The following is a 12,098-nucleotide window of genomic DNA, read 5'->3' on the forward strand; positions in this document are numbered from 1 at the left end:
CCATGGAGACAATCCGCATGCCGCATACTCTGCCTCAGCTGCCCTACGCCTACGACGCGCTGGAACCGCACGTCGATGCCCAGACCATGGAAATCCACCATACCAAGCATCACCAGACCTACATCAACAACCTGAACGCGGCGCTGGAAGGCACCGAGTTCGCCAGCCTGTCGGCCGAAGACGTGGTTCGCCAGCTGGACAAGCTGCCCCAGGACAAGCGCGGCGCCGTGCAGAACAACGGTGGCGGCCATGCCAACCACAGCCTGTTCTGGACCGTGATGGCCCCCAACGCCGGTGGCAAGCCCGAAGGCGCCCTGGCCGAAGCCATCGAGTCCCAGCTGGGCGGCTTCGATGCCTTCAAGGAAGCCTTCACCAAGGCTGCCCTGACCCGCTTCGGCAGTGGCTGGGCCTGGCTGAGCGTCACCCCCGAGAAGAAGCTGGTGGTCGAGAGCACCGGTAACCAGGACAGCCCGCTGATGACCGGCAACACCCCGATCCTCGGCCTGGACGTCTGGGAGCACGCCTACTACCTGCGCTACCAGAACCGCCGTCCCGAGTACATCGGCGCCTTCTTCAACGTCATCAACTGGCCGGAAGTGACCCGTCGCTACGAAGCGGCGCTGAACGCCTGAGTCGACGCCCAATAAAAAAGCCGCCCTCGGGCGGCTTTTTTATTGGGCGATGCTGGAGGAGGGCCGATCACTCACCTTCGTCGAAGTAGTTGTTGATCAGCTCGACCAGGGCGCGCATGGCCTCGTCGCTCTGTTCACCCTCGGTTTCCAGTTGCAGCACCGTGCCCTTGCCAGCGGCCAGCATCATGACCGCCATGATGCTCTTGCCATCCACGGGCGGCTCGCCACTGCGGCCGACACGAATGCTGGCAGGATAGCGGCCGGCCACGCCGACGAACTTGGCAGCCGCACGGGCGTGCAGGCCCAGCTTGTTGATGATGGTGATCTGTTGGGCAGGCATTGAGTCTGTCCTTGTCGAAACAAAACGGGCGTCAGAGATCGCGGTGACGAATCTGGACGTTCTTGAGCAGGTCTTTGAGTTCGCGACCCAGGCGATCGGCCAGATAGACCGAACGGTGGTGACCACCGGTACAGCCAATGGCCACGGTCACATAGGACCTGTTGTTGGCGGCAAAACGCGGCAGCCACTTCACCAGGTAATCGCGGATGTCATTGTACAGGGTCTCTACCTCGGGCTGTTGCTCGAGATAGTCGCGTACCGGCGCATCCAGTCCGGAAAAGTCGCGCAGGTCCGGTTTCCAGTAGGGATTGGGCAGGAAGCGCACATCGAACACCATGTCCGCGTCCACCGGCAGCCCGCGCTTGAAGCCAAAGGATTCCACCAGGTAGGCGGTACCGGGCTCCGGCGCGTTCAGCAGGCGCAACTTGAGGATGTCACGCAGCTGATAGAGATTCAGGTGGGTGGTGTCGATCTTCAGGTCGGACAGGTCGGCGATGGGCGACAGCAGCACCTGCTCGTCATGGATAGCTTCGGCCAGGGACCTTTCCTGGTTCGACAGCGGATGCCGGCGGCGCGTCTCGGAAAAGCGCTTGAGCAGCGCCTGGTCATCGGCATCCAGGTAGAGGACGTCGCAGCGGATGTTGCGACTGCGCACCTGTTCGAGCAATTCGGGAAAGCGTTGCAACTGACTGGGCAGGTTGCGCGCATCGATGGACAGGGCGACTTTGGGCTGGGGGCGCTCCATGTCGGTCAGCGCATGCTGGGCCAGATCGGGCAGCAGACTGGCCGGCAGGTTGTCGATGCAATAGAAGCCATTGTCCTCAAGCACGTTGAGCGCCGTACTCTTGCCCGACCCGGAACGTCCGCTCACGATGATGAGGTGCATGTCAGTGTCCGCTCTGGGCCTCGACGACGATCTGATAGAGCGCCTGGCTATCCCTAGCCTTGCGCAGCCGCTCGCGGATGTCGGCGCGATCAAGGATGCCGGCGATCTGGCGCAGCAGGGTGAGGTGCTGCTCGGTGGCGGCTTCCGGGACCAGCAGGACGAACACCAGGTCTACCGGAGCGCCGTCCAGGGAATCGAAGTCCACCGGTTGCTGCAGGTGGAAGAGCACGCACAGCGGTTGTTGCAGACCCGCCAGGCGGCAGTGGGGAATGGCAATGCCATTGCCGAAACCGGTCGAGCCCAGGCGCTCGCGCGCCATCAGGCATTCATGGATGTGCGCCGCGTCGTGGCCGGGCAGTTCCTGCGCGGCCAGTTCGGCAATGCGCTCCAGTACAGCGGCTTTGCTGCCACCCGGCGCACCCGTCTGGGTGCGGCCGGGGGTCAGGATGTTTTCGAGTCTGATCATAAAGCGGCGATCGAAACCTCAGCGGACGCCGACGCCCTGCTGGCGTTCGATCGATTTTTCCTTGTGTTTAATCAGTTGGCGGTCGAGCTTGTCGGCCAGGAGATCGATGGCGGCATACATGTCGTCGTGCTCGGCATTGGCAACCACCGCGGCGCCGGCGACGTGCAGGGTGGCTTCGGCTTTCTGCTTGAGCTTGTCCACTTCCAGGATGACCTGGACGTTGGTGATACGGTCGAAGTGCCGTTCGAGGCGGGCGAGTTTCTCGCCGATGTAGTCACGCAGGGCTTCTGTCACTTCAAGCTGATGGCCACTGATGTTGACTTGCATACCGCTTCTCCTTATTGCCGGGCTGCGATCGGCGAAGCTGCTCGCCGACATGACAAGGATCGAACGAAGCACGGTCACACATCAGGACGCGTCAGATGAGACGCTTGCGTTCGCTGGACGGAGCGATACCCAGGGATTCCCGATACTTAGCCACCGTGCGACGAGCGACTTGTATACCTTGCGATTCCAGTAAACCAGCGATCTTGCTGTCACTCAACGGCTTTTTCGCGTTTTCCGCCGCCACCAATTTCTTGATGATCGCGCGGATCGCGGTGGAGGAGCATTCGCCCCCCTCGGCGGTGCTGACGTGGCTGGAGAAGAAATACTTGAGTTCGTAGATGCCACGCGGGGTGTGCATGAACTTCTGGGTGGTCACCCGGGAGATGGTCGACTCATGCATGCCCACCGCCTCGGCGATGTCATGCAGGACCAGCGGCTTCATCGCCTCTTCGCCGTATTCGAGAAAACCGCGCTGGTGCTCGACGATCTGGGTCGCCACTTTCATCAGGGTCTCGTTGCGGCTCTGCAGGCTCTTGATGAACCAGCGCGCTTCCTGCAGCTGGTTGCGCATGTAGGTGTTGTCGGCGCTGCTGTCGGCGCGCTTGACGAAGCCGGCGTACTGGGGATTGACCCGCAGACGCGGCACGGCTTCCTGATTGAGCTCCACCAGCCAGCGCTCGTTGTGCTTGCGGACGATGACGTCCGGCACCACGTATTCGGCTTCGCCGGATTCGATCTGCGAGCCGGGGCGCGGATGCAGGGTCTGGATCAGTTCGATGACGGGCTTGAGCTCGTCTTCCTTGATCTTCATGCGCCGCATCAGCTGCGCATAGTCGCGGCTGCCGAGCAGATCGAGATAGTCACTGACCAGGCGCCTGGCCTCGCCGAGCAGGGGGAGATTGGCCGGTAGCTGGGCCAGCTGGATCAGCAGGCATTCGCGCAGATTGCGGGCGGCGACGCCGGCCGGCTCGAATTGCTGGACGCGTCTGAGCACCACCTCGACTTCATCGAGATCGACTTCCAGCTCGGGATCCAGCGAGGCATGGATGTCTTCGAGGCTTTCCTGCAGATAGCCGTCGGTGTCGATGCCGTCGATGATCGCCACGGCGATCAGGCGATCGAGATCCGACATGGGCGCCAGGTTGAGTTGCCAGAGCAGGTGGGTCTGCAGGCTCTCGCCCGCCGAGGTGCGGGTGGTGAAGTCCCACTCGTCGTCGTCATTGCTGGGCAGGCTGCTGGCGCTGGTCTGGTAGATGTCTTCCCAGGCGGTATCGACCGGCAGCTCGCTGTCGCTGGGAATACGCTCGCTCCATTCGGAGTCGTCGGCCATCTCGTTGACGGCGACCGAGGTTTCCTTGAAGGTGGTTTCCAGGTTGCCCGCGCCCGAGCTCTCATCGCCTTCGCTCGAGGCTTCGCTCTGGTCGAAGTCTTCACCTTCTTCCTGGCGTTCCAGCATCGGATTGGATTCCAGGGCTTCCTGGATTTCCTGCTGCAAGTCGAGCGTCGAGAGCTGAAGCAGACGTATGGCTTGTTGCAGCTGCGGCGTCATCGTCAGCTGCTGGCCCATCTTGAGGACTAGCGATGGTTTCATGGCTGCGGAAATACACCTTGTCTACCGACGCGAACAGCGCCACCGAACCTCGCGAACCCTGCGAGCGTTAGCAAATTATATGCCTTGTTTCCCCGGGTTTGCCTAGAGGCGGAATTCGTGGCCCAGATAGACTTCCTTGACCAGATCGTTGGCGAGGACTTCCTCGGCGGTACCCTCGGCGATGAGCTGGCCGTCGTTGACGATGTAGGCCGTTTCGCAGATGGTCAGGGTTTCCCGGACATTGTGGTCGGTGATGAGCACACCGATGCCCTTGGCCTTGAGGTGGCGAATGATCTGCTTGATGTCGCCCACCGAGATGGGGTCCACGCCGGCGAAGGGTTCGTCCAGCAGGATGAACTTGGGTGCGGTGGCCAGGGCGCGAGCGATCTCGACGCGACGTCTTTCGCCACCCGACAGGCTCATGCCGCGATTGTCGCGGATATGGGTGATGTGGAATTCCTGCAGCAGGCTTTCCAGTTCGCGCAGGCGACCGGCCTTGTCCAGATCCTTGCGGGTTTCCAGGATGCCGAGGATGTTGTCGGCCACGGTCAGCTTGCGAAAGATCGAGGCTTCCTGCGGCAGGTAGCCGATCCCGGCGCGGGCCCGGCCATGCATGGGCAGGGCGGTGACATCCTGATCGTCGATCAGCACGCGACCCTGATCGGCCTTGACCAGGCCGACGATCATGTAGAAACAGGTGGTCTTGCCGGCGCCGTTCGGACCGAGCAGGCCGACGATCTGACCGCTGTCGATGCTGACGCTGACGTCGCGAACGACCTGACGACCCTTGTAGCTCTTGGCCAGATGCTGGGCTTTGAGCGTGACCGTCATTGTCCCTGCCCCGACTGCTGCTGATCCTTGGGCTGGATGACCATGTCGATGCGCGGCCGCGGCGTGGTGACCTTGCTGCCGTTGGCGCGCCCGGCGTTGACGATCTGGCGCTGGGTGTCGTAGACGATCTTCTCGCCTTCGAAGGTGTTGCCCTGTTGGACCACCTTGGCCTGATCGATCAGGATGATGCGATTTTCCTGGGCGAAATACTGGATCGTCAGACCATAGGCCTTGACGATGTCCTTGTCTGCCGAGGGCTTCTGCTCGTAGTAGGCCGGTTTGCCCACTGCGGTGGCGACCTTGATGTTGCCCTGATTGTCCTGGGTCAAGGTCACCGTGTTGCCGGTGATCTTCATGCTGCCCTGGGTGATGACCACGTCTCCGCGGTACACGGCCACGCCCTGCTTGTCGTCGAGCTCGGCGCTGTCGGCCTGCACGCGGATCGGCTGGGTGCGATCGGTCGGCAGGGCCCAAGCCGCGGCACTGCCAAAGGTGGCGCCGAGGGTGAACAGGAAGGGGAGGGTTTTAACGAACCTCATGCTGGCCTCTTACGTTGGACAGCAGGAGCATTCTGCCGTCTTCTAGATACGCTTTCATGCCATTGGCCGTGGTCACCCCATTGGCGGCCTCGATTCTAACGGCTTGCTCGGTTTGCGCATATTGTTTGTCAGGAAAGACGGTCATGCGGGTGGTGGTCAACACCACCGGGCGGCCTTTTTCATCGGTACGCTCGACACGCACGTCATCGATCAGCTCCGCCTGACTGCCACCGGGGGCGACCTCGGCGCGGGCACTGCGAATGTGCCAGGGATAGTCGGTGCCGCGAAAGGCCAGCATGTCGGGCCGGGTCACCAGGGTGACGTCGGTCGCCTTGACGTGTTCGCTGCGCTCCGCCTTGAGTTCGTACTGGATCTTGCCGTCCAGGCGATACTGGATCGTCCGGGTATTGAGGGCATAGCCGTCGATGGCGCTGTCTTGCGGGGTCGACGAGGCCGGAGCATCGACGAAGCGCTGCGGCAGGATGTTCCAGTAGCCGATCGCGATGAGCGCGGCGGCGATCAGGACCAACAGCACGGGGCGGCGCAAGCTGCGAAACATGAGGGTACCTGTGGTGGGCCGCACCAGGGGCGGCGGGTTGAACACGAGATTGCGGCGTATTAGTCGGGCAGTATAACCCGGCCTACAGCACCCCGGCGCGTAGCAGGTCACCCATGTTGAGGGCGCCGATCGGCCGGTGCTCGTCATCGATCACCACCAGCGCGTTGATCTTGTGCTCTTCCATGATCTTCAACGCCTCGGCGGCGAGCATCTGCGCCCTGGCGGTTCGACCGCCACGGGTCATCACGGTTGCGATCGCCGTGGTGCGCACGTCGATGCCGCGATCCAGGGCGCGACGCAGATCGCCGTCGGTGAAGATACCGGCCAGACGACCATCGGTGGCGAGCACGCTGGTCATGCCCAGCCCCTTGCGCGACATCTCCAGCAGGGCATCGGAGACCAGGGTGTCTTCGCTGACCTGCGGCAGGTCGGCGCCGGCATGCATGACGTTTTCCACCTTGAGCAGCAGGCGCCGACCCAGGGCGCCACCCGGATGGGAGAAGGCGAAATCCTCGGCGGTGAAGCCGCGGGCCTCGAGCAGGGCGATGGCCAGGGCGTCGCCCAGTACCAGGGCGACGGTGGTGGAGGAGGTGGGCGCCAGATTGAGCGGGCAGGCCTCAGTGGCGACGCTGGTATCCAGGTTGACGTCCGCGGCCTTGGCCAGCGGCGAGGCCGGATTGCCGGCAAAGCTGATCAGCGGGACGCCAAGGCGCTTGATCAGCGGCAGCAGGGTCAGGATCTCGCTGGAGGTGCCCGACTGGGAGATGGCGATGATGACGTCATCGCGGGTGATCATGCCCATGTCGCCATGGCTGGCTTCGGCCGGGTGTACGAAGAAGGCCGGACTGCCGGTGCTGGCCAGGGTCGCGGCGATCTTGTTGCCGACATGCCCGGATTTGCCCATGCCCAGGACCACGATGCGCCCACGGCAGGCGAGCAGGTGGCGACAGGCGGCGGCAAAGCTTTCGTCGATGCGTTCGCCCAGGGCGGCCACGGCCGCTCGCTCTACATCTATGGTGCGCTTGGCGGAAGCGATGAAATCTATTGAGTCGGGCATGGGTCAGAAGGCAGGTGACGGGACAATCGGAAATTATATGCGCAAAGCCGCGACACTCAGCAACGCCGCCCGCAGTTCAGGAGTCACATCGGCAACGAATGCTATAGTGCCGCCCTTTTGCCGGGGGCGCCGAACGCGAGAGCCGCGTGCCCTGAAGCGGCGGAGCGGCGTCTCCCTGCACAGAGTTGAACCTTAGGAGTCTCGATGACCGTCGATAGCCCGTACGCCGTGGAGCTAAAGGGCGTTTCCTTCAAGCGCGGCACGCGTCTCATCTACGACCGGGTCGATATCCGCATCCCGCGGGGCAAGGTCACCGGGATCATGGGACCGTCCGGCAGTGGCAAGACCACCCTGTTGCGCCTCATCGCTGCCCAGTTGCGACCGAGCAGTGGCGAGATCTGGGTCAATGGCGCCAACCTGCCGCAGTTGTCCCGGGGTGAGCTGTTCGACATGCGCCGGCAGATGGGCGTGCTGTTCCAGAGCGGCGCGCTGTTCACCGATCTCGATGTGTTCGAGAACGTGGCCTTTCCACTGCGCGTGCACACCAAGCTGCCCGAAGAGATGATCCGCGACATCGTCCTGCTCAAGCTGCAGGCGGTGGGCCTGCGCGGTGCCGTTGAGCTGATGCCGGACGAGCTGTCCGGCGGCATGAAGCGCCGGGTCGCCCTGGCGCGGGCCATCGCCCTGGATCCGCAGATCCTCATGTACGACGAGCCCTTCGTCGGCCAGGACCCCATTGCCATGGGCGTGCTGGTACGGCTCATCCGCCTGCTCAACCAGGCGCTCGGGCTGACCAGCATCGTGGTCTCCCACGACCTGGCCGAGACGGCCAGCATCGCCGACTACCTCTATGTGGTCGGCGATACCAAGGTGCTCGGGCAGGGCACGCCGAAGGAGCTGCGCGAATCGCCCGATCCGCGGGTTCGTCAGTTCATGCAGGGCATCCCCGATGGCCCGGTACCCTTCCACTACGCCGCGCCTGATCTGCGCGATGCCTTGCTGGGGAAACACTGATGCGTAAGGTCTCCGCCGTGGAGCGGATTCGTCGGCTGGGCAAGGCCGGGCTGGACGTCGTGGCGGCCATTGGCCGCTCGGTCATCGTCCTGCTCCTGGCGGTGTTCGGTCGTGGTGGCGTGGGCAGCGGCCTGCAGCTGCTGGGCAAGCAACTCTATTCGGTGGGCGTGATGTCACTGCCCATCATCGTGGTGTCGGGCTTCTTCATTGGCATGGTGATCGCCCTGCAGGGCTACAACATCCTGGTCAAGTATGGCTCCGAGCAGGCCGTGGGGCAGATGGTCGCCCTGACGCTGCTGCGCGAATTGGGCCCGGTGGTGACGGCCTTGCTGTTCGCCGGTCGGGCCGGTTCCGCCCTGACCGCCGAAATCGGCAACATGAAATCCACCGAGCAGCTGTCCAGCCTGGAAATGATCGGCGTGGATCCGCTCAAGTACATCGTCGCGCCGCGTTTCTGGGCCGGCTTCATTTCCATGCCCTTGCTGGCCGCCATGTTCAATGTGGTGGGTATCTGGGGCGCGGCCATGGTCGCCATCGACTGGCTCGGCGTCTACGACGGTTCCTTCTGGGCCACCATGCAGAACAGCGTGATGCTCAGTGACGTGCTCAATGGCGTGATCAAGAGCCTGGTGTTCGCCTTCGTGGTGACCTGGGTCGCCGTCTTCCAGGGGTATGACTGCGAGCCGACCTCCGAAGGCATCGGTCGCGCCACCACCCGTACCGTCGTCTATGCGTCGCTTGCCGTGCTCGGCCTCGACTTCATTCTTACCGCCCTGATGTTTGGAGATCTCTGATGCAAACCCGCACCCAGGAAATCGGTGTCGGACTCTTCCTGCTGGCCGGCGTGCTCGCATTGCTGCTGCTGGCGCTGCGGGTAAGCGGTCTGACGATGAGCGACCATCACGATACCTACAAGGTCTATGCCTACTTCGACAACATCGCCGGTCTCACAGTGAGATCGCGGGTGACCATGTCGGGCGTGACCATCGGCAAGGTCACCGCCATCGATCTCGACCGCAACAGCTACCGTGGTCGGGTCACCATGCAGATCGACAAGCAGGTGGACAACCTGCCGACCGACTCCATCGCCTCGATCCTGACTGCCGGCCTGCTCGGCGAGAAATACATCGGCATCAGCGTGGGCGGGGACGAACAGGTGCTCAAGGAAGGCTCGACCATTCGAGATACACAATCCTCCCTGGTTCTCGAAGACCTGATCGGCAAATTCCTGCTCAATTCGGTCAATAAAGACTCTTCCACCAATAAATGATGAGAGGCTTCTCCATGCTCAAGCTACTTCGTCACGGAGTGATCGCGATCCTGGCCCTGCTGCCCCTGGTGTCCCAGGCGGCACCCTCGGCCCACGATGTGATCCAGCAGACCACCAGCACGCTGCTCAGCGATCTCGAGGCCAATCGCGACAAGTATCGCAGCAGTCCGGAAGCCTTCTACGAGTCGCTCAACAACATCCTCGGCCCGGTGGTGGATGCCGAAGGCATCTCGCGCAGCATCATGACCGTGCGCTATAGCCGCAGCGCCTCGCCCGAGCAGATGACGCGCTTCCAGGAAAACTTCAAGCGCAGCCTGATGCAGTTCTATGGCAACGCGCTGCTGGAGTACAACAACCAGGGTATCCGGGTACTGCCCGAAGGTCCGTCCGATGGTCCCGATCGCACCAGCGTGGGCATGGAGGTCAAGGGCAACAACGGCGCCGTCTACCCGGTGCAGTACAGCATGGTCAAACAGGGCAATGACTGGAAGGTGCGCAACGTCATCATCAATGGTCTGAATCTCGGCAAGCTGTTCCGCGACCAGTTCGCCCAGGCGATGCAGGAAAACGGCAACGACCTGGACAAGACCATCAACAACTGGGCGGGCACCGTGGCCAAGGCCAAGGATTCTCCCGAGGCCCAGAAGGCCAAGGTCGGTTCGTGAGTCGCGCCGCCATCACCCGCGAGGGCGCCCGGCTGCAGCTGTCGGGCGTACTCGATCACGCCAGTGTGCCGTCCCTGCGCGAGCAAGGTCGTACCCTGATCGCCCAGGGCAGCGGTCCGCTGGTGCTGGACTGTGCTGGCGTTGAACACTCCAACAGCGCCGGCCTGGCGCTGTTGCTGGCCTGGTTACGCGATGCCCAGGCCGCAGGGTGCTCGCTGGCCATCGCTGGCCTGCCCTCCGAGTTGCGGCAGATCGCCGAGGTCTCGGATGCCCTCGAACTGCTGCCCCTGGCGGACGACGCTCACGGGTAACGGTCATCGCAGTCGCCGTACAGCCGGTTTTTTTGTATGATCGCCGGCTGTACTAGATTGCCGAGGTGCCGCCATGCAGGCCCAAGAAGTCAAAAGCCTCCTTGAGGCAAAACTGGCCGATACCCAGGTCGAAGTGGAAGGCGAGGGCTGCAATTTTCAGCTCTACCTGATCAGCGACGAGCTCCAGGCACTCAGCCCGGTCAAGCGTCAGCAGCAGGTCTACTCCCATCTCCAGCCGCAGATCGCCGATGGCAGCATCCATGCTGTCACCATGAAATTCTTCACCCGTGCTGCCTGGGCCGAACGCGCCTGATTCGCAGCGCCGAGAACTCGCTATGGACAAACTGATCATTACCGGCGGCAACTGCCTGAACGGTGAAATTCGCATTTCCGGGGCCAAGAACTCCGCCCTGCCGATCCTCGCCGCGACCCTGCTCGCCGATACCCCGGTGACCATCGCCAACCTGCCGCACCTGCACGACATCACCACCATGATCGAGCTGTTCGGCCGCATGGGCGTCCAGCCGGTGATCGGTGAAAAGCTCAATGTCGAGGTGGATGCGTCCAGCATCAAGACCCTGGTCGCGCCCTATGAACTGGTCAAGACCATGCGCGCCTCGATCCTGGTGCTGGGTCCGATGGTCGCGCGCTTCGGCGAAGCGGAAGTCGCCCTGCCCGGCGGTTGCGCCATCGGCTCGCGTCCGGTCGATCTGCACCTGCGCGGCCTGGAGGCCATGGGTGCCAAGATCACCGTCGAGGGCGGCTACATCAAGGCCAAGGCGCCGGCCGGCGGCCTGCGCGGTGCCCACTACTATTTCGATACCGTCAGCGTGACCGGCACCGAGAACGTGCTGATGGCCGCCACCCTGGCCAAGGGTCGCAGCGTGATCCAGAACGCCGCTCGCGAGCCCGAGGTCGTCGATCTGGCCAACTGCCTGATCGCCATGGGTGCCAACATCCAGGGCGCCGGTACCGACACCATCACCGTGGAAGGCGTCGAGCGCCTGGGCGGCGCCACCTATTCGGTGCTGCCGGACCGCATCGAGACCGGCAGCTACCTGGTCGCCGCCGCTGCCACCCGCGGCCGCGTCAAGCTCAAGGACACCGATCCGACCATCCTCGAGGCCGTGCTGGCCAAGCTGGAAGAGGCCGGTGCCCACATCTCGACCGGCAGCAACTGGATCGAGCTGGACATGAAGGGCAATCGCCCCCGCGCGGTCAACATCCGCACGGCGCCCTACCCGGCGTTCCCCACCGACATGCAGGCCCAGTTCATCTCCATGAACGCCGTCGCCGAAGGCACCGGTACCGTGGTCGAGACCATCTTCGAGAACCGCTTCATGCACGTTCACGAGATGGTGCGCATGGGCGCCAACATCGCCATCGAAGGCAATGCCGCCATCGTCACCGGCGTCCAGCGCCTCAAGGCCGCCCCGGTCATGGCGACCGACCTGCGCGCCTCGGCGAGCCTGGTCATCGCGGCCCTGGTGGCCGAAGGCGATACCCTGATCGATCGCATCTACCACATCGACCGCGGCTACGAATGCATCGAGGAGAAATTCCAGCTGCTCGGTGCCAAGATCCGTCGTACGCCCAAGTAAGGACCTCCG

17 protein-coding genes are annotated in these 12,098 nt (G+C 63.2%); 8 read left to right on the top strand and 9 right to left on the bottom strand.

Features of this window, described 5'->3' with window-relative positions:
* Positions 1 to 17 precede the first annotated feature (17 nt).
* Positions 18 to 632 (top strand): superoxide dismutase, encoded by a 615-nt coding sequence (locus tag QE444_RS09060; protein WP_309737982.1) that lies wholly within the window; start codon positions 18 to 20, stop codon positions 630 to 632.
* A 67-nt stretch (positions 633 to 699) separates the two neighbouring features.
* On the opposite strand, the gene QE444_RS09065 is transcribed toward QE444_RS09060, so the two are convergent.
* The 9 genes from QE444_RS09065 to QE444_RS09105 all read right to left on the bottom strand — a co-directional run bounded on the left by QE444_RS09065 (position 700) and on the right by QE444_RS09105 (position 7,228).
* Entirely contained in the window at positions 700 to 972 is a 273-nt protein-coding gene (locus QE444_RS09065) for an HPr family phosphocarrier protein (protein ID WP_133859842.1), read from the bottom strand.
* A 31-nt stretch (positions 973 to 1,003) separates the two neighbouring features.
* Positions 1,004 to 1,858 (bottom strand): RNase adapter RapZ, encoded by an 855-nt coding sequence (gene rapZ / locus QE444_RS09070; protein WP_133859841.1) that lies wholly within the window; start codon positions 1,856 to 1,858, stop codon positions 1,004 to 1,006.
* Position 1,859: 1 nt separating this feature from the next.
* Positions 1,860 to 2,324 carry a PTS IIA-like nitrogen regulatory protein PtsN gene (ptsN, locus tag QE444_RS09075; RefSeq protein ID WP_133859840.1) on the bottom strand — a complete coding sequence of 155 codons (465 nt, stop codon included), beginning with the start codon at positions 2,322 to 2,324 and terminating at the stop codon, positions 1,860 to 1,862.
* An 18-nt stretch (positions 2,325 to 2,342) separates the two neighbouring features.
* Entirely contained in the window at positions 2,343 to 2,651 is a 309-nt protein-coding gene (gene hpf, locus QE444_RS09080) for a ribosome hibernation-promoting factor, HPF/YfiA family (protein ID WP_007159519.1), read from the bottom strand.
* Between the two features lie 91 nt (positions 2,652 to 2,742).
* Positions 2,743 to 4,242: an RNA polymerase factor sigma-54 gene (locus tag QE444_RS09085; RefSeq protein WP_133859839.1), complete on the bottom strand. Its 1,500-nt coding sequence runs from the start codon at positions 4,240 to 4,242 to the stop codon at positions 2,743 to 2,745.
* Positions 4,243 to 4,344: 102 nt separating this feature from the next.
* On the bottom strand, positions 4,345 to 5,073 hold the full coding sequence (gene lptB / locus QE444_RS09090) for an LPS export ABC transporter ATP-binding protein (protein ID WP_017640054.1): 729 nt from the start codon (positions 5,071 to 5,073) through the stop codon (positions 4,345 to 4,347).
* Positions 5,070 to 5,612 (bottom strand): lipopolysaccharide transport periplasmic protein LptA, encoded by a 543-nt coding sequence (lptA, locus tag QE444_RS09095; RefSeq protein WP_007159516.1) that lies wholly within the window; start codon positions 5,610 to 5,612, stop codon positions 5,070 to 5,072. The genes lptB and lptA overlap by 4 nt, the downstream gene beginning before the upstream one ends.
* Complete coding sequence (lptC, locus tag QE444_RS09100; protein ID WP_007159515.1) at positions 5,599 to 6,171, bottom strand: LPS export ABC transporter periplasmic protein LptC; 573 nt, start codon at positions 6,169 to 6,171, stop codon at positions 5,599 to 5,601. The genes lptA and lptC overlap by 14 nt, the downstream gene beginning before the upstream one ends.
* Positions 6,172 to 6,253: 82 nt before the next feature.
* Positions 6,254 to 7,228, bottom strand: coding sequence for a KpsF/GutQ family sugar-phosphate isomerase (locus tag QE444_RS09105; protein WP_208694423.1), 975 nt, complete (start codon positions 7,226 to 7,228; stop codon positions 6,254 to 6,256).
* A 204-nt stretch (positions 7,229 to 7,432) separates the two neighbouring features.
* Here QE444_RS09105 and QE444_RS09110 point away from each other — a divergent pair, with 204 nt between their 5' ends.
* From QE444_RS09110 to murA, 7 genes are all read left to right on the top strand, one after another.
* On the top strand, positions 7,433 to 8,242 hold the full coding sequence (locus tag QE444_RS09110; protein ID WP_187978685.1) for an ATP-binding cassette domain-containing protein: 810 nt from the start codon (positions 7,433 to 7,435) through the stop codon (positions 8,240 to 8,242).
* Positions 8,242 to 9,036 carry a lipid asymmetry maintenance ABC transporter permease subunit MlaE gene (mlaE, locus tag QE444_RS09115; RefSeq protein ID WP_059314028.1) on the top strand — a complete coding sequence of 265 codons (795 nt, stop codon included), beginning with the start codon at positions 8,242 to 8,244 and terminating at the stop codon, positions 9,034 to 9,036. Before QE444_RS09110 ends, mlaE begins: the two co-directional genes overlap by 1 nt.
* Entirely contained in the window at positions 9,036 to 9,512 is a 477-nt protein-coding gene (gene mlaD / locus QE444_RS09120; RefSeq protein WP_280310588.1) for an outer membrane lipid asymmetry maintenance protein MlaD, read from the top strand. The genes mlaE and mlaD overlap by 1 nt, the downstream gene beginning before the upstream one ends.
* A gap of 14 nt (positions 9,513 to 9,526) precedes the next feature.
* A complete protein-coding gene (locus tag QE444_RS09125; protein ID WP_187978686.1) occupies positions 9,527 to 10,177 on the top strand; it encodes a phospholipid-binding protein MlaC in 651 nt (216 codons plus the stop codon).
* Positions 10,174 to 10,488 (top strand): lipid asymmetry maintenance protein MlaB, encoded by a 315-nt coding sequence (locus QE444_RS09130; protein WP_133859835.1) that lies wholly within the window; start codon positions 10,174 to 10,176, stop codon positions 10,486 to 10,488. The genes QE444_RS09125 and QE444_RS09130 overlap by 4 nt, the downstream gene beginning before the upstream one ends.
* A 73-nt stretch (positions 10,489 to 10,561) precedes the next feature.
* The gene (locus QE444_RS09135; RefSeq protein WP_007159508.1) at positions 10,562 to 10,801 is read left to right on the top strand and encodes a BolA family protein; all 240 of its coding nucleotides are present in this window, start codon (positions 10,562 to 10,564) and stop codon (positions 10,799 to 10,801) included.
* Positions 10,802 to 10,823: 22 nt separating this feature from the next.
* Positions 10,824 to 12,089: a UDP-N-acetylglucosamine 1-carboxyvinyltransferase gene (gene murA, locus QE444_RS09140; RefSeq protein WP_187978688.1), complete on the top strand. Its 1,266-nt coding sequence runs from the start codon at positions 10,824 to 10,826 to the stop codon at positions 12,087 to 12,089.
* Positions 12,090 to 12,098 lie beyond the last annotated feature (9 nt).

The sequence above is a fragment of the Pseudomonas sp. SORGH_AS_0199 genome (assembly GCF_031453735.1).
Classification (GTDB): Bacteria; Pseudomonadota; Gammaproteobacteria; order Pseudomonadales; family Pseudomonadaceae; genus Chryseomonas; species Chryseomonas aestiva.

Excerpts from the sequence above, each read along its gene's own strand:
- QE444_RS09060 (WP_309737982.1), top strand. The coding sequence starts at position 18 with ATGCCGCATACTCTGCCTCAGCTGCCCTACGCCTACGACGCGCTGGAA.
- QE444_RS09065 (WP_133859842.1), bottom strand. The coding sequence starts at position 972 with ATGCCTGCCCAACAGATCACCATCATCAACAAGCTGGGCCTGCACGCC.
- rapZ (WP_133859841.1), bottom strand. The coding sequence starts at position 1,858 with ATGCACCTCATCATCGTGAGCGGACGTTCCGGGTCGGGCAAGAGTACG.
- ptsN (WP_133859840.1), bottom strand. The coding sequence starts at position 2,324 with ATGATCAGACTCGAAAACATCCTGACCCCCGGCCGCACCCAGACGGGT.
- hpf (WP_007159519.1), bottom strand. The coding sequence starts at position 2,651 with ATGCAAGTCAACATCAGTGGCCATCAGCTTGAAGTGACAGAAGCCCTG.
- QE444_RS09085 (WP_133859839.1), bottom strand. The coding sequence starts at position 4,242 with ATGAAACCATCGCTAGTCCTCAAGATGGGCCAGCAGCTGACGATGACG.
- lptB (WP_017640054.1), bottom strand. The coding sequence starts at position 5,073 with ATGACGGTCACGCTCAAAGCCCAGCATCTGGCCAAGAGCTACAAGGGT.
- lptA (WP_007159516.1), bottom strand. The coding sequence starts at position 5,612 with ATGAGGTTCGTTAAAACCCTCCCCTTCCTGTTCACCCTCGGCGCCACC.
- lptC (WP_007159515.1), bottom strand. The coding sequence starts at position 6,171 with ATGTTTCGCAGCTTGCGCCGCCCCGTGCTGTTGGTCCTGATCGCCGCC.
- QE444_RS09105 (WP_208694423.1), bottom strand. The coding sequence starts at position 7,228 with ATGCCCGACTCAATAGATTTCATCGCTTCCGCCAAGCGCACCATAGAT.
- QE444_RS09110 (WP_187978685.1), top strand. The coding sequence starts at position 7,433 with ATGACCGTCGATAGCCCGTACGCCGTGGAGCTAAAGGGCGTTTCCTTC.
- mlaE (WP_059314028.1), top strand. The coding sequence starts at position 8,242 with ATGCGTAAGGTCTCCGCCGTGGAGCGGATTCGTCGGCTGGGCAAGGCC.
- mlaD (WP_280310588.1), top strand. The coding sequence starts at position 9,036 with ATGCAAACCCGCACCCAGGAAATCGGTGTCGGACTCTTCCTGCTGGCC.
- QE444_RS09125 (WP_187978686.1), top strand. The coding sequence starts at position 9,527 with ATGCTCAAGCTACTTCGTCACGGAGTGATCGCGATCCTGGCCCTGCTG.
- QE444_RS09135 (WP_007159508.1), top strand. The coding sequence starts at position 10,562 with ATGCAGGCCCAAGAAGTCAAAAGCCTCCTTGAGGCAAAACTGGCCGAT.
- murA (WP_187978688.1), top strand. The coding sequence starts at position 10,824 with ATGGACAAACTGATCATTACCGGCGGCAACTGCCTGAACGGTGAAATT.